Here is a 23,149-nt window from a genome sequence, read left to right as displayed (position 1 = left end):
CCAGAAAGATCCGCCATGGCCACCACCGTTCTGCGCACCCTCACCGTCGGCGCAACCTCCCTCGCCCTTGCCACCTGCCTGCAAGCGTGCAGCACAAACACCGAAACCACCGCGCCAACCACCACCGCCGCAAGCGACACCACCGCCGGCACCCACGCGGAAAAACCCATCGTGATCGACGTTCGCACCCCCGGCGAATTCGCCGACGGACACCTGGAGGGCGCGCGCAATATCGACTTCAACGGCGCGAACTTCACCTCCGAGATCGAAACTCTCGACCGAGACGCCTCCTACGTGTTGTACTGCCGCTCCGGAAACCGGGCAGGACAAGCCCTGAAGAAAATGGAAGATATGGGCTTTGCGGACGTCTCCAACGCCGGCAGCGTCAAACAGGCCAGCCAACAACTCGACATCCCCGTCGTCACCGGCACCAACTAACGCAGCCCCATCCGCGCCCCGATTGACACGCTTACGGAGCCAACAAGCTTGCCCGCACCCCGCGGGCAGCCAGGGGGCCAATTGGGGAAAACCCACAGGCTTTCAGCCAGATGGGCGCTTAAAATTGGGGCGAGGTTGGGGGAGTAGCGCAAACTGAACTAAGCTGTCTATTCATGACTGATTCGTTGCCGGCAGCCGCCACCCACACGCCCCACCCGCTCATCGAAGCACTACAGCGTCGCGTCCTCATCGGCGACGGCGCCATGGGCACCCAGCTGCAAAGCTTTGACCTGGACGTCGACGAAGACTTCCTGGGCCTTGAGGGCTGCAACGAAATCCTCAACCACACCCGCCCCGACGTTCTCCGCGAAATCCACCGCGCCTACTTCGAAGCAGGCGCCGACCTTGTTGAAACCAACACCTTCGGCTGCAACCTTCCCAACCTCGCCGACTACGACATCGCCGACCGCTGCGAAGAACTCGCTTACAAAGGCGTCGCCATCGCCCGCGAAGTCGCCGACGAGATGGGCCCCAGCGCCGACGGCACCCCCCGTTTCGTTGTCGGCTCCATGGGCCCCGGCACCAAACTGCCCTCCCTCGGGCACGCCCCCTACGCCGACCTCAAAGGCCACTACGCCCTCGCAGCCCGCGGCATGGTGCGCGCCGGCGCCGACGCCATCCTGGTAGAAACCGCCCAAGACCTCCTACAGGTCAAAGCCGCCGTCTTAGGCTGCCACGAAGCCTTCGCAGAACTCGGCACCAGCATCCCGATCCTCTGCCACGTCACCGTGGAAACCACCGGCACCATGCTGCTCGGCTCAGAAATCGGCGCCGCACTCACCGCCCTGGAACCCCTCGGCATCGACATGATCGGGCTGAACTGCGCCACCGGGCCGGCGGAAATGAGCGAACACCTCCGCTACCTCTCCGCCAACGCCACCATCCCAGTATCCGTCATGCCCAACGCCGGCCTGCCCATCCTGGGCGCAAACGGCGCCGAATACCCGCTCACAGCGCCCGAACTCGCCGTCGCGCTCCACCAATTCGTCCAAGAATTCGGCCTCAGCATGGTCGGCGGATGCTGTGGCACCACCCCCGCACACATCCGCGCAGTCCGCGACGCCGTCCTCGGCGTCCCCGAAAACCACACCCCGGACGAGATCGACGACGCCGTCAAGCAACAAATCGCCGCCACCGGAGTTGAGCTCCCCGACACCCCCGCAATCCGCGCCGAACGCACCCCCACCGCCGGCGACGCCGTCAGCTCCCTGTACACCTCACAGCCGCTGACCCAAGAACTCGGCGTCACCATGATCGGTGAACGCACCAACGCCAACGGCTCCAAAGCCTTCCGCGAAGCAATGCTGGCCGGCGACACCGAAACCTGCCTCGAAATCGCCAAGCAACAAACCCGCGACGGCAGCCACATGCTCGACCTGTGCGTCGACTACGTCGGCCGCGACGGCCGCGAAGACATGGCAACCCTGGCAGGACTGCTCGCCACCAGCTCCACCCTGCCTCTGATGATCGACTCCACCGAACCCGAGGTCATCCGCGTCGGACTTGAACACCTCGGCGGACGCTGCGCCGTCAACTCCGTCAACTTCGAAGACGGCGACGGCCCCGACTCCCGCTACCAACGCATCATGCGCCTGGTCAAAGACCACGGCGCCGCCGTCGTAGCGCTCACCATCGACGAAGAAGGCCAAGCCCGCACCGCCGAGAAAAAAGTCGCCATCGCCACCCGCCTCATCGAAGACATCACCGGCACCTGGGGACTCAAACACCGCGACATCATCGTTGACTGCCTCACCTTCCCAATCTCCACCGGCCAAGAAGAAACCCGCCGCGACGGCATCGAAACCATCGAAGCCATCCGCCAGCTCAAACAGCTCTACCCGGAAGTCCACACCACCCTGGGCCTGTCCAACATCTCCTTCGGACTCAACCCCGCCGCCCGCCAGGTGCTCAACTCCGTCTTCCTCAACGAATGCATCGAAGCAGGACTGGACACCGCCATCGCGCACTCCTCAAAGATCCTGCCGATGAACCGCATCGACGAACGCCAACGCGAAGTCGCCCTCGACATGGTCTACGACCGCCGTCGCGAAGGCTACGATCCGCTGCAGACCTTCATGGAACTGTTCGAAGGCGTGTCCGCCGCCTCCGCTAAAGACGCGCGCGCCGAAGCTCTCGCCGCGATGCCACTGTTCGAACGCCTCTCCCAACGCATCATCGACGGAGAGAAAAACGGACTCGAAGCCGACCTCGACGCCGGCATGAAAGAAAAAACCCCGCTGCAAATCATCAACGAAGACCTACTCGGCGGCATGAAAACCGTCGGCGAACTCTTCGGTTCAGGACGCATGCAGCTTCCCTTCGTCCTGCAATCCGCCGAAACCATGAAAGCCGCCGTGGCCTACCTCGAGCAATTCATGGAAGCCTCCGACAACACCGGCTCCAAAGGCAAGATTGTGCTTGCCACCGTCAAGGGCGACGTACACGACATCGGCAAAAACCTCGTCGACATCATCCTGAGCAACAACGGCTACGACGTCGTCAACCTCGGCATCAAACAACCCATCTCCACCATCATTTCCGCCGCCCGCGACGCCGGCGCCGACGTGGTCGGCATGTCCGGCCTACTGGTCAAATCCACCGTCGTTATGAAAGAAAACCTGGCTGAAATGAACGCCCAGGGCGCATCAGACATTCCGGTGCTGCTCGGTGGCGCCGCACTCACCCGCACCTTCGTCGAAAACGACCTCGACGAACTCTACGAAGGCGAAGTGCACTACGCCCGCGACGCCTTCGAAGGCCTGAAACTCATGGACGACATCATGGCCGCCAAACGCCTCGGCGACAACGGCGACCTGTCCGCAGAGGCTCTCGCCATCAAACAGGCCGCCGAAGAAAAGAAACAGCAACGAAAAGCACGCCACGAGCGCAGCAAGCGGATCGCCGAAAAACGTAAAGCGGAATCCGCACCAGTGGAGGTGCCCGACCGTTCCGACGTCGCAGCCGACGTCCCCCGCGCCACCCCGCCGTTCTGGGGCACCCGCATCGTCAAGGGCCTGCCGCTAGCCGACTACCTACCAACCCTCGACGAACGCGCCCTGTTCATGGGTCAATGGGGACTCAAACCCACCCGCGGAGGCGACGGACCCGACTACGACGAACTCGTCGAAACCGAGGGCCGCCCCCGACTGCGCGCATGGATCGACAAGCTCAAAGCTCAACGCATCCTTGACCACGCCGCCGTAGTCTACGGCTACTTCCCAGCCATCAGCGACGGAACCGACGTCATCATCCTCGACGAACCACGCCCAGACGCCAAAGAAATTGCCCGCTTCAGCTTCCCCCGCCAACAGCGCGGCAAATTCCTGTGCATCGCCGACTTCATCCTGGACAAAAACACTGCCCTGGAAACCAACACCGTCGACGTGATGCCCTTCCAGCTGGTCACCATGGGGCAACCCATCGCAGACTTCGCCAACGAGCTGTTCGCCGCCAATGAATACCGCGACTACCTCGAAGTCCACGGCATCGGCGTGCAGCTCACCGAAGCACTCGCCGAGTACTGGCACGCCCGCGTACGCGAAGAACTCGACCTGGGCAGCGGCGTCGCAGTCGGCGATTTCGACGCCACAGACCCCCGACGCTTCTTCGACCTGGAATACCGCGGCGCCCGCTACTCCTTCGGCTACGGATCCTGCCCCAACCTGGAAGACCGGGCAACGCTGGTCAAACTCCTCGATGCCGGCCGCATCGGCGTGGAACTGTCCGAAGAGCTGCAATTACACCCCGAACAGTCCACCGACGCCTTCGTCCTGTACCACCCCGAAGCCAGCTACTTCAACGTGTAGCTTGCCCCAACACCCCAACACAACGCATAGCTCACGGTGGCTGCCACTGCACCCAACCCGGGCAGCAGCCACCGGCCAGGGAAGACAACGTTAGAGTGAGTAACTATGGTTGACGCAATCCTATGGGACATGGACGGCACCCTCGTAGACTCCGAGCCCTTATGGGAAATCGCGACCTACGCGATGGGGGAGAGGTTGGGGCGAAAGCTCACCCCAGAAGTGCGAGAAAAAACCATCGGCGGAAGTTTTCACAACACCTTCACCATCTGCGCGCAACACGCCGGCTTCAACCCCACCCCAGAACGTGAAGCCCTCGAGTACCAGCGCACCGTCGACACCATGAACGAATTGTTCGCCACCGGGCTACCTTTCAACCCCGGCGTCAAACGGCTACTCAAGGAACTGCACGCTGCCGGCATTCCCATGCTGATCGTAACTAACACCGTGCGAGACGTCGCCGAAGGATGTTTCCGCGCCATTGGAGAACACCTATTCGTCGACACCCTCGCCGGCGACGACGTGGCACACGGCAAACCCGCCCCGGACCTCTACCTCGAGGCAGCGCGCCGGGTAGGAGTCAATCCAGAGCGCTGTCTCGTCTTCGAAGACTCCGCCACCGGAATGCAAGCAGCTCGCACAGCGGGCTGCCGCGTTATCGGACTACCCGCCCACGCAGACGTTCCAATCCCTGACGGGGTAAAGCTACTAGCAGACATTCATGGGGAAAACTCCTTCGCCACCGTGACAGTCGAGGACATTGAACGCTTCTACGCCAGCTTCTAATGCTTCAATCCGGCACCACCTAGGTACCCCCCAATCCACCAACAGCCCCCATCCCCCTTCGAAAACACTGCGCCAAAAAACTTCGCGCGCACCCGATATGGAAGAATAAACCGAGTGAAGAACTTCGACTCTCTCTACGCTGAACTCGCCGATAAGGCCGTGACCCGCCCTGAGGGCTCCGGCACCGTGGAAGCCCTCGATAAGGGCGTGCACTTTATCGGCAAGAAAGTCATCGAAGAAGCCGGCGAGGTGTGGATTGCTGCCGAGTACCAATCTGACACCGAACTCGCCGAAGAACTCTCCCAGCTGATGTACTGGGCTCAGGTGCTCATGCTCGAGCGTGGCCTCACCCCCGAAGACATCTACCGCCACCTCTAAAACCACGAAGGTCGTCTCCACCGCACAACCGAACGCGGTTGAGCTTTACCCTCCTTTGTCGATACCCCATGCTGAAGAAAGAAACCACATGCTGCGCGTAGCTGTGCCCAACAAGGGCTCCCTGTCTGAAATGGCCACCACCATCCTGGCTGAGGCCGGATACAAAGGCCGTGGAGACTCCAAAGCTTTGACCGTCGTAGATAAAGACAACGACATCGAGTTTTTCTTCCTGCGCCCCAAAGACATTGCCATCTATGTGGCCAGCGGCCAGCTCGACCTCGGCATCACCGGCCGCGATCTGGCCTGGGATTCCCTCTCCTCCGTCAGCGAAGTCCTCGCGCTGGGGTTCGGGGCCTCCACCTTCCGCTACGCAGCACCCAAGGGTGAGGGTTGGTCTGTCGACCGCCTGGAAGGCGCCCGCATCGCCACGTCTTACCCCAACCTGGTTCGTGTCGACCTCGCAAAGCGTGGCATCGACGCGGAAGTCATTCGCCTGGACGGCGCGGTGGAGATTTCCATCAAATTGGGTGTCGCCGATGCTATCGCAGACGTGGTCTCTACCGGCCGTACCCTCGCCAAGCAGGGCCTGGAAGTCTTCGGGGACGTCCTGGTCGAGTCCGAGGCTGTTATCGTCGCCCGTTCCGGTGTTGAGCTCACCGATGACATGAAGCGTCTGCTGCGCCGTATCGAAGGTATTCTGCACGCCCAAAACTTCCTGATGCTCGACTACAACGTGCCGTCAGCACTGCTCGAAGAAGCAGTCTCCATCACCCCGGGTATCTCCGGTCCGACGGTTTCCCCGCTGACTGCCAACGAGTGGGTTGCTGTTCGCGCAATGGTTCCTCGCAAGGAAGCCAATAAGATCATGGATCAGCTGGCCGAACTCGGTGCCCAAGCCATTTTGGCCTCCGAAATCCGCATCGCCCGTCTCTAATTTCCTGCCTGAGGTTTTGCCGCCTGCCGTGTTTCCCGGTAGGCGGCTTTCGTTTCCGTTGAGCCTATTTGTTGGGTGTTTGCCCTATTTATGGCCGGTGTAAGCATCGGAGACGGCGTACCTCGTCCCGGGGGTGGTGATTTTGTTCACCATCACACCTCGGTCACGGCTATGATTGTGGGGTACATGCACACCAGCCATTCTGTGCGGAAAAATTTTGTCTGCCTGAACGGCTGTGCGCAGCGACAGGAAACATACGCTTATCGACACGGTCTAACCAACGCCCAGTTTTTCGCTGATTGCGGACGCTGACGTGCGGGGTTTCAGACCAGAAGAGGTACCCCATGGCCAAGAACACCGAGAACGGCGACGTTTTCGACGAGTCCTCGTTTACTGATTTTTCTTTTGACGACGACTCCTTCGGCACCGATCCCGCAGCTTTCAGCTTCACCGATGGCGACCAGGCCAGTGCGGCTACCGACGACACAACGAAGGTCGATGAGCTTGCCAGCGGCACCATAGAGACTGCGGATTCTGCCCCCGAGTTCACCCCCGAAGTGGAGACCATTCCGGAGGAAGGTTACCGCGTCGAAGTTGACCTTCTGGGCGAGATGGAAGTTCCCGACGATGCCTATTACGGCATTCACACCTTGCGTGCGGTCGACAATTTCCAAATTTCCCGTACCACCATCAACCACGTTCCGGAATTCATTCGCGGCATGGTTCAGGTGAAGAAGGCTACAGCGCTGGCCAACCGCCGTCTGCACACCCTGCCGAAAGAAAAGTGCGACGCCATTGTCTGGGCCTGCGATCAGATCCTCGAAGAGGGTCGTTGCATGGATCAGTTCCCCATCGACGTGTTCCAGGGTGGTGCCGGCACATCTTTGAACATGAACACCAACGAGGTTGTTGCCAACCTTGCTTTGGAATACCTGGGGCTGCCAAAGGGCTCCTACGACGTCATCAACCCGAACGACGACGTCAATATGAGCCAGTCCACCAACGATGCTTACCCGACTGGTTTTCGTCTCGGCGTGTATGCCGCGATGGAAGAACTCATCAACCGTATTGACGAGTTGCAGGCTGCGTTCAACGCCAAGGGCGCTGAATTTGTCGATATTTTGAAGATGGGTCGCACCCAGCTGCAGGACGCCGTGCCGATGACTTTGGGTGAAGAGTTCCGCGCTTTTGCTCACAACCTGGCTGAGGAGCAGGGCGTTCTGCGTTCTGCCCAGGAGCGCCTGCTCGAGGTCAACTTGGGAGCCACCGCTATTGGTACCGGCGTGAACACTCCTTCCGGCTACCGCCACCAGGTTGTCGCTTCGCTAAGCGAGGTCACCGGCTTGGAGATCAAGTCCGCCCGCGACCTGATTGAAGCAACTTCCGACACCGGTGCTTATGTGCTTGCACATGGGGCAGTCAAGCGCACCGCCATGAAGCTGTCCAAGATCTGTAATGACTTGCGCCTGCTGTCTTCCGGTCCGCGCGCGGGCCTGGGCGAGATTAATCTTCCGCCGCGCCAGGCTGGTTCCTCTATCATGCCGGCCAAGGTCAACCCGGTGATCCCCGAGGTTGTCAACCAGGTGTGCTTCAAGGTTTTCGGTAATGATCTGACCGTCACCATGGCGGCCGAGGCTGGTCAGCTCCAGCTGAATGTGATGGAGCCTGCTATCGGTGAGGCTTTGTTCCAGTCGATTCGTATGCTCGGAAACGCTGCGAATGCGTTGCGTGAAAAGTGCGTGGAGGGCATTACTGCCAACGAAGAGGTTTGTCGCGCATACGTGGAAAACTCCATCGGTATCGTCACTTACCTCAACCCGTTCATCGGCCACCACATGGGTGATCTGATCGGTAAGGAGGCTGCGCTGACTGGTCGCAGCGTTCGCGATTTGGTGCTCGAGAAGGGCCTGATGGACGAAGCTACCCTAGATCAGGTGCTCAGCAAGGAGAACCTGATGCACCCGATCTTCCGCGGCAAGCTGTACCTGGACAACTAGCTTTCGCTAGCCCTCGTCGGCGGGTCTACGTTGTACGCCGGGCGCCAACCCTATAAAAGGGGCTTGGCGCCCGGCGTTTTTATCTCCTCCGAACCTAGAAGGGTAGTTGGGTCGCCGGATCACTTTCGACAGGTTCTGCTACGCTGCCGGGCCATCCGGGATATTCCGGTGGTGTTCCCCCGAATTCCGGGCAGAGATCCTGGTGTGCGCACCAGCCACACAATTTGGAGGTTTTGGGTCGGAAGTTTCCGGATTTTCCGTCTGCCTCAATGTTGGACCACAAGTGTCCTAGGTCTTTTTCGAAGTATTCCAGTTCTTCTTGGCTGGGAGTCAAGATCAACGAGTCGGACACTTTGAGATACATCAGTCGCAACTGGTCGGGGATGATGTTGAACATCCGCCAATAGACCAGCGCGTAGAAGCGCATCTGAAACCTGGCTGCCGCGGCATAACGGGGCAGTGGCTTCTTGCCTGTTTTGTAGTCGACGACGCGGACTTGTCCGGTCGGAGCAACATCGACACGGTCGATGAATCCTCGTACGGGGACCCCGTTGGGCAATGTGGTGTTGACGTACATCTCGCATTTTTCGGCACTAAAGCCTTGCGGGTTTTCCATCTCGAAGTATCCGCGTACCAGGGAGCGGCAGGTGACGAAGAAATCGAGTTCTTTGTCGGGAGTATCGCCGATGACACCTCGCAGGGTGGGGTCTTTGGTGACTGCCTTTTCCCACTCGGGTTTGATCATTTTGACTGCCGCCGGGTAGGTGCGTTCCGGGGTGGGGAGCTGGTGCAGGTTTTCCAGCACCGCGTGTACCAGGGTTCCGGTGATTTGGGCGTAGGTGGTGGGTTCCGGAAGGCGGTCGATGGCGCGGAAGCGGTAGAGCAGCGGGCATTGCTGGTAGTCGCTGGCGCGGGAGGGGGATAAGGCGAGGGGTTTCGGGGCGTTCATATCGCCTACACAATGTAGTCGCATTGGACGCGGGGAAAAACTTTGTTGCTTTTAGGTTTTTCCACCCCGTTGGGTGGCTGCCTGGAGATTTGTTAAGGGTAAGGTTGTTCCTATGCAGGATTTTATTGATTTTCTCGTTGAATCGCCGAGTTCGTATCATGCCGCGGCTGAGGTCGCGCGCCGTTTGGATAAGGCTGGTTTTACTCGCCATGAGGAAACCGACGCATTTGATGCTTCGGCCGGCGGCCACTATGTGGTTCGTGGGGGCGCAATTATGGCGTATGTGGTGCCGGATTCCGTGGATGTGGACACGGCGGGTTTCAGGATCGTGGGGTCTCACACTGATAGTCCCGGATTGAAGCTGAAGCCCGGTGAGAGTTTCGATTCTGCGGGCTGGCAGCAGGCTTCGGTGGAGATCTATGGTGGCCCGATTTTGTCGACGTGGCTTGATCGGGAGTTGAAGCTGGCTGGCCGGGTGGTTGATGCCGATGGGGCGGTTCGTCTGGTGGATACTGGCCCGATTTTGCGTTTGCCGTCTTTGGCCATTCATCTGTATCGCGAAGATGAGATGAAGTTGGGTCGCCAGAAGCACATGCAGCCGGTGTATGCGGCGGAAGCTGAGTCGCAGCCGTTGCGTGAAGTGCTTGGTTCCGAGATGGTGTCCCATGATTTGATCACGGTTGATGCCCAGCCGCCGGCGGTGTTCGGTTTGAATGAGGATTTCTTCGCGGCTGGCCGTTTGGATAATTTGTCGAGTGTTTATCCGAGCCTTCAGGCTTTGTTGGCAGCCGTAGAAGGGGGCTATGCGGGTGAGGACATTCTCGTGTTGGCTGCTTTTGACCATGAGGAGGTAGGTTCGCGCACCACTACTGGCGCTGCTGGGCCTTTCCTGGAGGATGTGTTGTCGCGGATTGCTGCTGCGCTGGGGGCCGATTTTGATCAGACGCGCCGGATGTATCAGCGTTCCTTCTGTGTATCGGCGGATGCGGCGCATTCTGTGCACCCGAATTATCAGGACAAGCACGACCCGGTGACGCAGCCGTTGATCAATCAGGGTCCGGTGATCAAGTCCAATGCGAATCAGCACTATGGCACCGATGCTGTGACTGCGCATCGTTTCTTGACTGCGTGTGCGGTGGCTGATGTTCCGGTGCAGGCGTTTGTTGGTAATAACGATGTGCCGTGTGGGTCGACTATTGGCCCGATCACCGCAACCCGCTTGGGTATCCCCACGGTGGATGTGGGTATTCCGCTGATTTCTATGCACTCTGCTCGTGAGATGTGTGGAGTCTATGACGTTCAGTGGTTCGAGCAGGCTTTGTTGAGCTTCTACACGCTGGACTAGTGTCGTGGCGCCTGGTTGTTCGTGTGCCTTGGTGCGCGCGAAGGACCAGGCGGGTGGTGCTGTCTTTTTCTTTTTCTACTTTTCGGAGACTTTATTTTCATGGCTTATTCCGGCCCTTTTCAGCCCGGCGATCGAGTGCAGCTTACCGACGCGAAACGCCGCCATTTCACCATCGTTTTGACTCCTGGGGAAAGCTTTTTCACCCATAAAGGTGGCATTGCGCACGATGACATCATCGGCCAACACGAGGGCACCGTGGTTACGTCTTCTCAGGGTGGGCAGTATCTGTGTTTCCGCCACCTCATGGTTGATCATGTGTTGTCGATGCCGCGTGGTGCCGCGGTGATTTATCCGAAGGATTCGGCGCAGATCCTGGTTGAGGGCGATATTTTCCCTGGAGCTCGCGTTTTGGAGGCGGGTGCTGGTTCGGGTGCGTTGTCGATGAGTTTGCTGCGCATGATTGGCCCGACGGGGTCGCTGATTTCTTATGAGATCCGCGAGGATCACTTGGAGTATGCGGAAAACAACGTGTCGGAGTACATGGGCGGACATCCGGAGAACTGGGATTTGCGCTTGGGTGATCTCAAGGACGTGACTTTGGATGATTTGGGGGGTCAGCCGGTCGATCGCATCATTTTGGACATGCTGGAGCCGTGGGAATGCCTCGACGTGGTTAGTGATGTGTTGGTTCCGGGTGGTGTGTTCATGACGTATGTGGCGACTGTTCCGCAGTTGATGAACGTCATGGAGGGCATTCGGGAGAAGAAGTGCTTCACGGAGCCTCGCGCCTGGGAGTCTTTGGTGCGTGAGTGGAAGGTGGAGGGCCTTGCTACTCGTCCGGAGCATCGTATGAATGCGCACACCGCTTTTTTGGTGTGGGCTCGTCGTCTGGCCGACGGCACGGTGGCTCCGCGGCCGCAGCGTCGCGCCAGGAAGTAAATCCCTCGCCGATATTGACCTTTTGCCTACTGTTTTCTCTTCTTTGGGGTTGTTCTGATGACTTCTCAACAAAGCTCTTTCACTGCCGATGGTGCTTCTTCACCGCGGCGTGAGGCTGATACCAACCATGCCAGTGATCCGGCGGCCTTGCGCCGGCAGATCACGCAGTTGGCGGCGCGCAATACCAAGCTGGTGGAGTTGTTGAAGTCTTCGCGTGACAAGCTGGAGGCGATGACCCACGAGCTGGAGGAGTTGGCGGCTCCACCGTCGACGTATGGCACGTTTTTGGAGCACACTCCTGGGGCGCCGACTGCGGAAATCTTTACGCTTGGCCGGCGGATGCGGGTCACGGTCAGTCCTTTAGTGGATAGGGCGCAGTTGGTGCCTGGCGTACGGGTGCGTCTGGGGGAGGGCACGCAGATTGTGCAGGCCTGTGGCTATGAGGCGGTCGGTGAGATCGCGAAGGTCACCGATACGCTGGAGGACGGCCGTTTGATTGTGGCTGATCAAACGGGGGAGGAGCGGGTGGTTTCGCGGGGCCCAATCCCGGTCGGGGATGCGGAGGTGGGTGATAGCGTTCTCGTCGATCCAAAGGCCGCGGTGGCTTTCGAGGTGATTCCCCAAACCGATATCGCCGAGTTGGTGCTGGAGGAAGTGCCCGAGGTGTCCTATGAGGATATTGGCGGTCTGGATGAACAGATCGGGATTATCCACGACGCGGTGGAGTTGCCGTTTTCCCAGCCGGAGCTTTTTCAGCGCTATCGCTTGCGTCCGCCGAAGGGTGTGCTGCTGTATGGCCCGCCCGGTTGCGGCAAGACCTTGATCGCTAAGGCCGTGGCGCATTCTTTGTCGGGTGGTTCCGGCCAGCGCAGCTACTTTATTAACGTTAAGGGCCCGGAGCTGTTGAATAAGTTTGTCGGCGAGACCGAGCGTCACATCCGGTTGATTTTTTCTCGCGCCCGGGAGTTGGCTGCTGGGGGGCGCCCGGTGGTGGTGTTTTTTGATGAGATGGAGTCGATTTTCCGTACGCGTGGTTCCGGGGTGAGTTCCGATATGGAGACCACGGTGGTGCCGCAGCTGCTCACCGAGCTTGATGGTGTGGAGTCTTTGGCGAACGTCATCGTCATTGGGGCGACCAACCGGGAGGAGTTGATTGATCCGGCTATTTTGCGCCCGGGGCGGTTGGATGTGAAAATCCGCGTTGATCGGCCCACCAAGGATACTGCTCACGATATTTTTGCGAGGCATCTGGATGATTCTTTGCCGCTGGCGCAGCCGGCGGGCGAGATCATTGCCGCGGGGGTGGAGCGCATGTTTGCTCCGAATCCGTGGGTGGAGCTCACCCGCGCCGATGGCACGGTTGATGTGCTGCATGCTGGTGATTTTGTCTCTGGGGCGATGATTGCCAATGTGGTGGATCGGGCGAAAAAGCTCGCCATTAAAGATGAGCTTTCTGGGGTGTCGCGGGGGCTGAGTGCGCAGCACATGCGGGCGGCTGTGGATATTGAGCACGCGGAAAATGAGCACTTGCCGAATACTTCTAATCCGGAGGAGTGGTCGCGGATTACTGGCCGTAGTGGCGCTCGGGTGGTTAGCGCCCGCATTATTTCTTAAAAGCTTTTTATTCCAGCACGAGGAGTTGTCATGGGCCGAATTTTGGGTACGGAAACCGAGTACGGTATCGCCACCCCGGGTGATGCGTTCGCAAGCCCGATCATTACCTCCACTCATGTTGTGGTGGGGTATGCGCTTGACAGCGTGGCCCATGCGACAAGGGGCACCCAGTGGGATTTCGCCGGGGAGTCGCCGTTGAAGGACTCCCGTGGATTTGATTTGCGTCGTTATCATTCCACCCCGGTGGTTGCTGCCGATGGGATTGGGGTGGCGAACATGGTGTTGGGCAATGGGGCGCGCTTTTATGTTGATCATGCGCACCCGGAGTATTCAGCCCCTGAGACCACCTCGGCTTTTGATGCGATGGTGTATGACCAGGCGGGGGATCGCATCATGTGGGAGGCCGCCGAGGTGTGTGGGCGGCGTTCTGCCCGTGGGGAGTCCGCGTTGGAGGGGCATCCGCCGTGCCCGGAGTTGAAGATCTATAAAAACAACGTCGATGGGAAGGGGGCCAGCTATGGGTCCCACGAGAATTACCAGTATTCGCGGGAGACGGATTTTTCTTGCTTGGCTGCCGGCCTGATTCCTTTCTTTGTTACCCGCCAGATTTTTTGTGGCGCCGGGCGGGTGGGGTTGGGCACCCATAGTCAGGAGGCGGGTTTCCAGATCAGTCAGCGCGCTGACTATATCGAGCAGGAGATTTCCCTGGAGACCACGCTGAACCGGGGCATTATCAATACTCGTGATGAGCCGCATGCCGATAAAGATCGCTTTGGGCGTTTGCACGTCATCATTGGCGATGCGAATATGTCGCAGTTTTCTAACTTGCTGAAGTTGGGGACGAGCGAGTTGGTGATTTCGGCGATTGAGTCGGGGGTGGATTTTTCGGATCTTTCGCTGGCTCGCCCGGTGGATGCGGTGCGGGTGGTCTCCCGGGATCTCGAGGTGAAGACTCCCTTGTTGTTGGCCGATGGTCGCGCCCGTACTGCGATCGAGATTCAGCGCGAGTATGCCGCCCGGGTTAAGGCGGATTCGCCTGAGGCTCGCCGCATTGTGGAGTTGTGGGTGGAGGTCCTCGACAAGTTGGAGCGGGATCCTTTGTCGACCGCCGACATGTTGGATTGGACTGCGAAGCTGAGTTTGTTGAACCGCTATCACGCACAAGGTGTTGCGTGGGATGACCCGAAGATGCAGTTGGTGGATTTGCAGTATGCGGATCTGGATCCGACAAAGGGGCTGTATTACGCCTTGGTGCGGCGGGGGTTGATGCGCACTGTGGTTGCTGAGGATGAGATTGTGCGGGCGATGCGGCAGGCACCGTCCTCGACGCGTGCGGCGCTGCGCGGGGGTTTGATGCGTTGTGTAGCTGACCGGGTGGTTTCCGCCAATTGGGATAGTGTGATCCTCCGTGACGATGACGGGGAGCTGGTGCGTTTGGCGCTTGGTGACGGGGTGGATCTACCGTCAGAGCTGGTGGCGTTGTTTGACACTGCGGATGATTGCGTGAGTGTTGGTGAGGTCATTGCTGCTTTCACCAGGCTGCGCCCGCAGTGGGTGACGGTGTTGGGGTCTTAGCCCTTCGGGCGGGGATACACTACGGGCCTGCACGCACCGTGAGGTGTTGTGTGCAGGCCCGTGGTGTTGTGGTGGCGGTTTAGCTGGAGAAGCTATTGATGGTTGCCATTAGTGGTGCAAAAAGCCAGTAGATGGCGCCGGAGATTTGGCCGAAGAAGGTTTGCAGCCAGGTGGGGGCACCGAGTGAGGCAAAGAAGGCGACGGTGGCATCGAACCAGGAGTTTTTGAAGGTTTGTTCGCTGGATCCGCTGCTGGTGTTCTCACCCGGGGTGGTCGAGTTGCTGTCCTTGCCCGGGGTGGTGGGCTTGTCGGCAGGCTTTTTTCCGGGTTTTCCTGCCGGTTTGTCGGCAGGTTTATCGGCCGGGGTGGTGGGCTGAGGCGCAGGATCCGCGGTGTTAGGCGGGGTGGTCTCGACGGGGCTGGGGTCTTCGATCGGCTCATCGAAGGCTCCCATGCGTACCGGCTTGAGGGTGGTGTTGCGCTGGGTGCCGTCGGTGTTGGTGGGCTCAAGTCGGATGAGGCTGAAGTATTCCTCGTAGTTTTCGGTGTAGATTTCACCGATGTAGATTTCGCCGTTTTTACCGAGGGCGAGGGCGTCGCCGCTTCCGCCGGTGTCTTTCATTCCGGGGCCGAGGTTGATGGTGGTTTCGGCGTCACCGGTTGTGGGATCGATGATGGTGGCAGTGCCGGCGGCTTCGGAGACCACGATGGCTTTGCCTTCGGGGGTGAATTCGAAGCCTGCGACCTTGGACATGTAGGGCTCGCCGCGCAGGGCTTTGACCAGGGTGAAGTTGCCGTTGTCGTAGCGGTAGATGTCGATACCGGAGTAGGTTTTGCTGCTGGTGTCGGCGGAGCTGTTGTAGATGGCGATATTGTTGCCGAGTACTTGGACGCCGCGGGCACTGCGGTTGCCTTCAGCGAACTTCTCGCCGGCGGTGATGGGGACGACGGGGTTGTCTTTGCGGGGGATGATGTGCAGCGGCGGGGCGGGCTTGGTTTTCTCGCCGGGCAACTGCAGCAGGTGGCCGTAGGCGTAGACGTAGCTGCCGTCGGGCAGGGCGCGCAGCGGGCTGTTGTCGGCGCCGAAGAAGGTGCTGCCGTAGAAGTCGTTGGAGTAGTTTTCCGCATCCAGGTCGAACAGGGTCGACGGGGCGGGCAGCGCGAAGGTTTGTGCGGCTTTGGTGGTGGTGTCCAGTTCGGTCAGGGCGGCGTCGTCGCCGCCGGTCAGTACGGCGAGTTTGCCGGTGGTGGACAGGGCCAGGCCGGTTGCTGCACCAGGAACCTCACCGAGAACTGCCTCAGTGCCCAGGCCGCTGTCGCTGATGGTGCGGGTGTAGACGGTGTTGGGCTTTTCGTCTTCGCCCTTGACGAGGTAGTAGAGGGTGTTGCTGGCGGGGTCGAAGGCGGAGAAGGCAGCCGGGATGCGTGCGGTGTCTTCGGAGGCGACGATGGTGGAGGTGGCTGGGTCGATCAGTTCGATGCGCGCGCCATCCCAGCCGGCGTCGGTGATGTGAACCAGCTTGTTGCTTGTGGTGGTGTACAGGGCGTTGGCTTTGGACCAGGACTTGTTGGTGTTGAAGTGGCTGGCGATGGTGTACGGGGCGGCCTCCCCGGAGACATCGACCGTGCCCTGGTAGCTGAAGGCCACATCACCCATGGGGGAGCCGGCCTCGTAGAAGTTTGAAAAGGCCTTGTTACCGGCGGCGGTCAGGGTGCTGGACAGGCCGCGCCAGGTGGTGATGGCTTTGTCGCCACTGCCGGTGACATTAAAGCTGCCGGTGGGCATTTTCACATCGGCGAGCTCTACGATCGCGGGCCCCGACCACTGCTTGCTGGTGTAGTCGATGGTGTGGACGGTGGCCTGCAGGACAGCCTTGTGGGTTTCGGTGTCGACCACCACGCTGGGGTTGGAGATCGTCAGGTCCATGTCGCAGGCGCCACGCTTGGGGTTTTCGGCGTCGGCGCAGTATTTCTGGTAGTTGACGGTGCCGCCATAGTTGAAGGAGACCTTGGTGCCCGAGGTGGTGACGTCTTTAAACGGCCAGTAGTAGGTGCCGGCATCGTAGCGCAGGCCGTCAAGCACCCGGGAGGGACCCCCGACGTAGGAGTTGAAGGAGGGGCGGATCTGCCACTTTAAGGCCAGGGTTTCGGCGGCGTAATCCTGTGGGCCGTCGCCCGGAACGAGCCCGATGGTGGAGTTCTGGTCGGCATGTGCGGGGGCAACGGAAATCGGCGCGAGCATGATGCCGGTGCTCATCAGGGCGGCGGTGGCCAGCGAGGCGGGGAGGATGCGGCGTAAACGGCGGTGGGACACTGTGGGGTGTTCCTTCGTGGTCGGGGAGTGGTTGGGGGTCTTAACTGTGTGCTGCGCGCTACCACTAGTGTGGTCTAGGAATTTTTGGGAGGCCAGGGGACTGAAATACTAAACCCCTGACCAAACACAAATCTAGGTAAGGCTTGGCACAAACAAAGTTAGCGTATCCGAATACTTCTCAAGCTGGGCTACCCACCGCACCCGCCTTACCCCCACATTCACCCCCGGACCGTATAAAGTCACACCGCCAACTTTCACAACTTTCACATCAAGCACACCATCCACAGTTCCGGTGCCCGCTGCGCGCGGTGAAACCCACCACCCGCGCTTAAAGGGCAAGATGGCAGTGTTTACTAGGTTCACTAGGTTCACTAGCCTCACTAGACATATTGACCAACCACTGCAGTAACTGCAGCCACTGCAGCCACAACCAGGAAAGGCGGCACGCATGGGCACACAGCACACCCATCTCCACGGCGGCAAAGATCCCCAGGACGACACCCCGGAGGAACTGCACGCAGGTCAGGCCCAACTCAACACCCAAGGCGCCGACGACCTGCTCGACGAGATTGATGACCTGCTCGAAAACAACGCCGAAGAATTCGTGCGAGGCTACGTCCAAAAGGGAGGCCAATAAGTCATGGCACCGTCATCCGTTTTCACGCGCCGCATCATGGGCATCGAAACTGAATACGGCATCACCTGCACCCAGGATGGATCCAGGCGCCTGAGCCCGGATGACAGCGCCCGCTACCTGTTTCGCCCCGTGGTGGAGCAATACCAGGCCTCCAACATCTTCACCCCCAACTCCTCCCGGCTCTACCTCGACGTCGGATCCCACCCGGAAGTCGCCACCCCCGAGTGCGACTCCGTCCGGCAGCTGCTCACCTACGACCTCGCCGGGGACGCCATCCTCAACGAACTAGCCATCGACGCCGAACAACGACTCGCCCGGGAAGGCATCGGCGGGGAGATCAGCCTGTTCAAAAACAACGTCGACTCGCTGGGAAACTCCTACGGCTGCCACGAAAACTACCTCGTCGCCCGCGACGTCGTCCTCAAAGCGTTGAGCATGCAACTCGTGCCGTTTTTGATCACCCGGCAACTGATCTGCGGGGCCGGCAAGATCTACCGCCCGCACCCCGCCAGCCCCAGCAAAGACTACGGGCTCGGCTTCTGCATCTCCCAGCGCGCCGACCACGTGTGGGACGCCGTGTCCAGCGCCACCACCCGCTCCCGGCCCATCATCAACACCCGCGACGAACCCCACGCCGATTCCCACCGCTTCCGGCGGCTGCACGTCATCGTCGGCGACTCCACCATCGCCCAACCAACCACCCGCCTCAAAATTGGCTCCACCCTGCTCGTCCTCGAAATGCTGGAAGCCAAAACCCCCGGGCTGGACTTCGACTTCGCCGACCCCTCCCGCGCCATTCGCGACATCGCCCGCGACATCACCGGCACCACCCCCATCGCGCTGGCAGACGGAACCCACACCAACGCACTCGCAGTCCAACGCACCTTCCTCGACGCGGCCACCGCCTACTACGCCAACCGCACCCCCGACCCAGACCTCGCCGCCGCCCTCGACCTGTGGCAACGCACCCTCGACGCCATCGACAGCGGTCAGCTACACGAAGTCGGCACCGAAATCGACTGGATCATCAAATACCAGCTCATCCAGCGCTACCAACACAGCCAAAACCTCCCCCTGGACCACCCCAAACTGCTGCGCCTGGATTTGGCCTACCACGACATCCGCCCCGGCCGTGGGCTCGGCAGCATCCTGGCACAGAAAAACCTGATGGACACCTTCATCAGCGACCAAGACATCGCCAGCGCCGTCACACAAGCACCCACCACCACCCGCGCCCACGCCCGCGGCAAATTCCTCCACGCCATCAAAGGAAGCGACATCCCAGCCAGCGTCGACTGGACCCGCTGCGCAATATCGCGCCCCGAGCCCGCAAGCGTCGACATGCTCGACCCCTTCCAAACCGACTACCCAGAACTCGACGAACTCATCAACACCATCACCGGCGCTCCCTAACCACCCACCCCAAGGACCAACCCCCTCAGCCATGACTGAACCCAACGTCGTCCTCGAACGGCTCACGAACCTCACCTTCGCCCTCAAAGACGCCAGCGACAACCACACCTGGCGCAGCGGCGAATGGATTCGCACCCACGTCCACGGCTACGGGCACCTGACCGAACAAAGCTTCAAAACGACCTTCCGCAAAGACCGCCAAACCCTCAAACTCGTCGGCGTTCCCGTCGCCGCCCAACCCATCCCCGGCAGCACCGAACAGCAATACCAACTCGCCAACGACAAATACGGCCTCGAACAGGTCGAATTCACCGCCGAAGAAGCCGCAGTCATCGCACTGACCACCACCCTGGGACTGTCCGCACAACTCGGCAGCTTCGCACAATCCGCCTGGACCAAAATCGCCGCCTCCGGAGCCCGCAACAACACCACCACCCAGCCCGCAGCCCTCGCCCACGGCGACCTCGGCCACGTCTCCGCCACCACCGTCGAAAACATCAGCCGCGCCATCGCCAGCAAAAGCCGCATCACCTTCACCTACCAAGCCCACCCCGCAGCGCCCAGCACCCAACGCGACATGGACCCCTGGGCACTAGTGCCCCTCAGACAACGGGTCTACCTCCTCGGATTCGACAACGACCGCGCAGAGCCCCGCAGCTTCCGCATCACCCGCATCAGCAACATCACCCTGGGCGGGGCCCGCACCGCCACCCACCAAGCCCCAACCGACACCACCCCCGCCCGCCTCGTCATGGACTCCCTGATCGCGCTGCGCAGCATCGTCGACGCCACCATCGCCGGCCCCGCAGCCGCCGTCGCGGCCTGCGCCAACGCCCTCGGCGACCGGCCCACCACCAACCAACACCCCACCACAAAAACCCTGCGCGCAGTCGACCGCGAAGCACTCATCGCCGCGCTTGCCGCACACGCCCCCGCAGTCCGGCTCACCCACGCCACCCACGCCAGCCCAACACCCACGCCCACCACCAAAACCACCAGCACCCCCAGCACCACTAGCACCCCCACAGATCTCACCGACGACATCACCTCCGAGATCGTCGCCCGCATCCGCAGCGCCCGCCACCACGCCCACACCACCCTCAAAGACCACATCCCCCCATTTAGCCCCGCCGAACAACCCACAGCCACCAGCACAGAGAAAAAAACCACCTTCAGCACCGCCCGACTCGCCGACATCGTGCGCATGCTCAACCTGATTCCCTACTTCAGCAGGCGCCCCGGCGCATCCATCATGATGGCCGCCGCCGAACTCGGCCTCAGCCCACGCGAAATCTTGAACGACCTCAACCGCCTGTGGTGCTGCGGCCTACCCGGCCTGGGCCCCGGCGACCTCGTCGAACTCGAACACGACTACTCCAGCGTCACCGTCCACGACGCCAAAGGCATGACCACCGCGCTCAGACTCACCCGCCTGGAAGCGTCCACCCTGCTGCTCGCGCTCGAAACCCTAGAATCCATGCCCGAACTCACTGACCCCCAAGCCGTCGCCTCCGCCGCCGACAAACTCCGCGCCCTCATGCCCAACCGACTACCCGTCGCCGACATCATGGCCGAAGACTTCGCCCACGACGTCCCCACCACCATCACCGACCCGCTGCGCGACGCCATCCGCAGCCAGCTGATGGTGCACGTCGACTACCGCAACGCCGCAGGCGCCACCACCAGCCGCACCATAGCCCCCACCCGAATCTTCGCCGTCGGCCCCACCAGCTACCTATCAGCATGGGACCCCCACGCCGGCGATGGGGGACAAGGAGCCACCCGCACCTTCCGCCTCGACCGGATGCTCACCTGCGACATCACCGACACCCCCGCACCACACACCCCCCGCAACGCCGGAACCTTCAACGCCGCCGACCCCTTCGGCTTCGACGAACACGGCGAAACCATCGAACTAGCACTACGCGCCGATAAAGCCTGGCTCGCCGACCTGGTCCCCATGACCTTTAGCCCCGGCACCTTCGACGGCCCCGGGCTCGATGCCGGGCACTGGATCAAAGCCACCATGAACGTCGTCGACCACGACTGGCTCGACGATTTCCTCATCAGCTACGGCGACGCCGTCTATGTGAGCAGAAGAAAAGACATCGCCCAGCGTGTCGCAGATCGCTGTACCGACGCCCTTTCGGCGTATCATGAACACGTCGACTTGTCTGACAACCACCCGGGCCCCGGGAAAACCACCCAGGGCACTGCGTAACAGACACGTCCCCGCCGGGTAGACTCACCCCTATAACCACACACGCGCTCAAAACACCGGCTCGCAAAACCACGCGAGCCACCTAAGCGCCGTACCCCGACCGAAAGGTTCGAGTAATGCCTAATCTGGGCCCCACCGAGCTCATCATCATCGCCGTCGTCGTCATCATCTTGTTCGGCTCCCGCCGCCTACCCGATGCCGCACGTTCCCTGGGTCGCTCGATGCGTATCTTCAAGTCCGAGGTCAAGGAAATGAGCAAGGACGACGAAGCCTTGCCGGCACCGGCACAGCAGCAAATCCAGCCGCAGCCGATCCAGCCGCAGCAGGTTGCCCAACCCGTCCAGCAGCCGGTACAACAGCCCACCCAGCAGTACCAGCAGCCGGCACAGCCGCAACAGCAGCAATACCAGCAGCCCTCCAACTAGGGCTCCACGCCGCACGGCAAACCACCAGGTAGCACACCTGGCGGATCTTATGCTGCTGCGGCGTTTGTCTTTTCTCGTCAGCGGGACCCCCTCCGGCACTTGGTGCCACCCCGCTATCTGACGTTGCGACGCAAAGGTGAGTTCCACTCATGTCCACCACCACGAAACGCCGTCGGCGCACCAAGCGCCCAGCCGACGGCTCAATGTCTCTCGTCGAGCACATCCAGGAGCTCCGACGGCGACTGATCCTCAGCCTGCTGGCCATCGCCGTGGGCACCGTCGTCGGCTACATCTGGTACCAGCGTTCCCTCTTTGGGCTGCCCACCCTAGGTGATCTGCTCCGCGAACCCTACTGCCAACTCCCGCCGAGCAAACGCATCATGAGCTCCGCCGACGGCGAATGCCGCCTGCTGGCCACCTCGCCGTTCGAAATGTTCATGCTGCGCCTCAAGGTCGGCGCCCTGGCAGGTGCTGTGCTGACGAGCCCCTTCTGGATGGCCCAAATCTGGGGCTTCATCAACCCCGGCCTGTTGAAAAACGAGCGCCGCGGCGCCCTTGCTTTCATCTCTGTGGCAGTGGCCCTGTTCGTTGCCGGAGCCATCCTCGCCTACTACGTGGTGTCCATTGGCCTGGAATTCCTGATGACGCTGGGTGACAACACCCAGATCGCCGCACTTAACGGTGAACGCTACTACCACTTCCTGTTCTCCTTGCTGCTGATTTTCGGGGTCAGCTTCGAAGTTCCCCTGATCATCGCCACCCTGAACATCCTGGGCATCCTCACCTACGACACCATCAAAGGCAAGCGACGCATCATCATCATGCTGGTGTTCGTCTTCGCGGCCTTCATGACCCCGGGCCAAGACCCGTACTCCATGACCGCGCTGGCGCTCGCGTTGACTTTCCTGGTGGAAATGTCGCTGCAGTTCTGCCGCTTCAACGACAAACGACGCAACCTGGACCGCCCGGACTGGATGGACATCGACGACGATGAGGCCTCCGGGCCGATCAGCCCCGCCGGCGGAATCGGCGCCTCCGGAGGAATCGAAGCCCCTGCACCCGTCGGCGCAGCCAGCCCCCTAGGAGCCGACCCCGCCGACCCCATTGCGGCCGAACCGCTGCCCCCGGTGTCACCGGTAACCCCCAGCCAGCGCCCCACCGCCGGCGGAGTTAATCGCGTCGACCCGCGACTGCCCAACATGCAAGGCGCTGAACAGCGCGGTAATCTCGCCGAACGCCCCACAAGCGACTTCGACGACGTGCTTTAAACCCTCAGCACCCACCACGACCTGCCCCGCACCAAGCGGGGCAGGTCTTCTTT

Annotated in this window: 17 protein-coding genes; 15 read left to right on the top strand and 2 right to left on the bottom strand. The window is 60.8% G+C overall.

Features of this window, described 5'->3' with window-relative positions; translation table 11 throughout:
- Positions 1-15 precede the first annotated feature (15 nt).
- The 6 genes from CAQU_RS13090 to aspA all read left to right on the top strand — a co-directional run bounded on the left by CAQU_RS13090 (position 16) and on the right by aspA (position 8,396).
- Positions 16-438 (top strand): rhodanese-like domain-containing protein, encoded by a 423-nt coding sequence (locus tag CAQU_RS13090; protein WP_075726172.1) that lies wholly within the window; start codon positions 16-18, stop codon positions 436-438.
- A gap of 173 nt (positions 439-611) precedes the next feature.
- Positions 612-4,304 (top strand): methionine synthase, encoded by a 3,693-nt coding sequence (metH, locus tag CAQU_RS06220; RefSeq protein WP_075726170.1) that lies wholly within the window; start codon positions 612-614, stop codon positions 4,302-4,304.
- A gap of 105 nt (positions 4,305-4,409) precedes the next feature.
- On the top strand, positions 4,410-5,087 hold the full coding sequence (locus CAQU_RS12945; RefSeq protein WP_211276106.1) for an HAD family hydrolase: 678 nt from the start codon (positions 4,410-4,412) through the stop codon (positions 5,085-5,087).
- Positions 5,088-5,201: 114 nt separating this feature from the next.
- Positions 5,202-5,465 carry a phosphoribosyl-ATP diphosphatase gene (locus CAQU_RS12940; RefSeq protein ID WP_211276105.1) on the top strand — a complete coding sequence of 88 codons (264 nt, stop codon included), beginning with the start codon at positions 5,202-5,204 and terminating at the stop codon, positions 5,463-5,465.
- A gap of 88 nt (positions 5,466-5,553) precedes the next feature.
- Complete coding sequence (hisG, locus tag CAQU_RS06210) at positions 5,554-6,399, top strand: ATP phosphoribosyltransferase (protein WP_075726168.1); 846 nt, start codon at positions 5,554-5,556, stop codon at positions 6,397-6,399.
- 344 nt (positions 6,400-6,743) lie between these two features.
- Positions 6,744-8,396 carry an aspartate ammonia-lyase gene (gene aspA / locus CAQU_RS06205; RefSeq protein ID WP_157108930.1) on the top strand — a complete coding sequence of 551 codons (1,653 nt, stop codon included), beginning with the start codon at positions 6,744-6,746 and terminating at the stop codon, positions 8,394-8,396.
- 94 nt (positions 8,397-8,490) lie between these two features.
- Here the strand turns inward: aspA and CAQU_RS06200 are convergent, their stop codons facing one another.
- Positions 8,491-9,345 carry a RecB family exonuclease gene (locus CAQU_RS06200; RefSeq protein ID WP_075726166.1) on the bottom strand — a complete coding sequence of 285 codons (855 nt, stop codon included), beginning with the start codon at positions 9,343-9,345 and terminating at the stop codon, positions 8,491-8,493.
- 112 nt (positions 9,346-9,457) lie between these two features.
- Here CAQU_RS06200 and CAQU_RS06195 point away from each other — a divergent pair, with 112 nt between their 5' ends.
- The 4 genes from CAQU_RS06195 (at position 9,458) to dop (ending at position 14,818) form a co-directional block, all read left to right on the top strand.
- Positions 9,458-10,690: a M18 family aminopeptidase gene (locus tag CAQU_RS06195; RefSeq protein WP_075726164.1), complete on the top strand. Its 1,233-nt coding sequence runs from the start codon at positions 9,458-9,460 to the stop codon at positions 10,688-10,690.
- A gap of 99 nt (positions 10,691-10,789) precedes the next feature.
- Positions 10,790-11,629, top strand: coding sequence for a tRNA (adenine-N1)-methyltransferase (locus CAQU_RS06190; RefSeq protein ID WP_075726162.1), 840 nt, complete (start codon positions 10,790-10,792; stop codon positions 11,627-11,629).
- 57 nt (positions 11,630-11,686) lie between these two features.
- On the top strand, positions 11,687-13,243 hold the full coding sequence (gene arc, locus CAQU_RS06185) for a proteasome ATPase (protein WP_084562838.1): 1,557 nt from the start codon (positions 11,687-11,689) through the stop codon (positions 13,241-13,243).
- Between the two features lie 30 nt (positions 13,244-13,273).
- Positions 13,274-14,818 (top strand): depupylase/deamidase Dop, encoded by a 1,545-nt coding sequence (dop, locus tag CAQU_RS06180; protein WP_075726160.1) that lies wholly within the window; start codon positions 13,274-13,276, stop codon positions 14,816-14,818.
- A 79-nt stretch (positions 14,819-14,897) separates the two neighbouring features.
- Here dop and CAQU_RS13200 read toward each other — a convergent pair whose 3' ends face one another.
- On the bottom strand, positions 14,898-17,132 hold the full coding sequence (locus CAQU_RS13200) for an HtaA domain-containing protein (protein ID WP_075726158.1): 2,235 nt from the start codon (positions 17,130-17,132) through the stop codon (positions 14,898-14,900).
- A gap of 448 nt (positions 17,133-17,580) precedes the next feature.
- On the opposite strand from CAQU_RS13200, the gene CAQU_RS06170 reads away from it, so the two are divergent.
- The 5 genes from CAQU_RS06170 (at position 17,581) to tatC (ending at position 23,096) form a co-directional block, all read left to right on the top strand.
- Entirely contained in the window at positions 17,581-17,769 is a 189-nt protein-coding gene (locus CAQU_RS06170; protein WP_075726156.1) for a ubiquitin-like protein Pup, read from the top strand.
- Positions 17,770-17,772: 3 nt separating this feature from the next.
- A complete protein-coding gene (gene pafA / locus CAQU_RS06165; protein WP_075726154.1) occupies positions 17,773-19,182 on the top strand; it encodes a Pup--protein ligase in 1,410 nt (469 codons plus the stop codon).
- 31 nt (positions 19,183-19,213) lie between these two features.
- Complete coding sequence (locus CAQU_RS06160; protein WP_075726152.1) at positions 19,214-21,403, top strand: helix-turn-helix transcriptional regulator; 2,190 nt, start codon at positions 19,214-19,216, stop codon at positions 21,401-21,403.
- A 116-nt stretch (positions 21,404-21,519) separates the two neighbouring features.
- Positions 21,520-21,828: a Sec-independent protein translocase subunit TatA gene (gene tatA, locus CAQU_RS06155; protein WP_075726150.1), complete on the top strand. Its 309-nt coding sequence runs from the start codon at positions 21,520-21,522 to the stop codon at positions 21,826-21,828.
- Positions 21,829-21,977: 149 nt separating this feature from the next.
- Positions 21,978-23,096 carry a twin-arginine translocase subunit TatC gene (gene tatC, locus CAQU_RS06150; RefSeq protein ID WP_075726148.1) on the top strand — a complete coding sequence of 373 codons (1,119 nt, stop codon included), beginning with the start codon at positions 21,978-21,980 and terminating at the stop codon, positions 23,094-23,096.
- The last annotated feature ends 53 nt before the right edge of the window (positions 23,097-23,149 follow it).

Source organism: Corynebacterium aquilae DSM 44791, from assembly GCF_001941445.1.
GTDB classification, from domain to species: domain Bacteria; phylum Actinomycetota; class Actinomycetes; order Mycobacteriales; family Mycobacteriaceae; genus Corynebacterium; species Corynebacterium aquilae.
The sequence above is the reverse complement of the archived record's forward strand: the minus strand, read 5'-3'. Positions and strand labels throughout refer to the sequence as shown.

Bases quoted from the DNA above. Each gene is read 5' to 3' on its own strand.
- CAQU_RS06160 (WP_075726152.1), top strand. From the start codon at position 19,214: ATGACTGAACCCAACGTCGTCCTCGAACGGCTCACGAACCTCACCTTC.
- CAQU_RS06195 (WP_075726164.1), top strand. From the start codon at position 9,458: ATGCAGGATTTTATTGATTTTCTCGTTGAATCGCCGAGTTCGTATCAT.
- arc (WP_084562838.1), top strand. From the start codon at position 11,687: ATGACTTCTCAACAAAGCTCTTTCACTGCCGATGGTGCTTCTTCACCG.
- CAQU_RS06200 (WP_075726166.1), bottom strand. From the start codon at position 9,345: ATGAACGCCCCGAAACCCCTCGCCTTATCCCCCTCCCGCGCCAGCGAC.
- dop (WP_075726160.1), top strand. From the start codon at position 13,274: ATGGGCCGAATTTTGGGTACGGAAACCGAGTACGGTATCGCCACCCCG.
- CAQU_RS12945 (WP_211276106.1), top strand. From the start codon at position 4,410: ATGGTTGACGCAATCCTATGGGACATGGACGGCACCCTCGTAGACTCC.
- tatC (WP_075726148.1), top strand. From the start codon at position 21,978: ATGTCCACCACCACGAAACGCCGTCGGCGCACCAAGCGCCCAGCCGAC.
- CAQU_RS06170 (WP_075726156.1), top strand. From the start codon at position 17,581: ATGGGCACACAGCACACCCATCTCCACGGCGGCAAAGATCCCCAGGAC.
- CAQU_RS13090 (WP_075726172.1), top strand. From the start codon at position 16: ATGGCCACCACCGTTCTGCGCACCCTCACCGTCGGCGCAACCTCCCTC.
- pafA (WP_075726154.1), top strand. From the start codon at position 17,773: ATGGCACCGTCATCCGTTTTCACGCGCCGCATCATGGGCATCGAAACT.
- aspA (WP_157108930.1), top strand. From the start codon at position 6,744: ATGGCCAAGAACACCGAGAACGGCGACGTTTTCGACGAGTCCTCGTTT.
- hisG (WP_075726168.1), top strand. From the start codon at position 5,554: ATGCTGCGCGTAGCTGTGCCCAACAAGGGCTCCCTGTCTGAAATGGCC.
- metH (WP_075726170.1), top strand. From the start codon at position 612: ATGACTGATTCGTTGCCGGCAGCCGCCACCCACACGCCCCACCCGCTC.
- CAQU_RS06190 (WP_075726162.1), top strand. From the start codon at position 10,790: ATGGCTTATTCCGGCCCTTTTCAGCCCGGCGATCGAGTGCAGCTTACC.
- tatA (WP_075726150.1), top strand. From the start codon at position 21,520: ATGCCTAATCTGGGCCCCACCGAGCTCATCATCATCGCCGTCGTCGTC.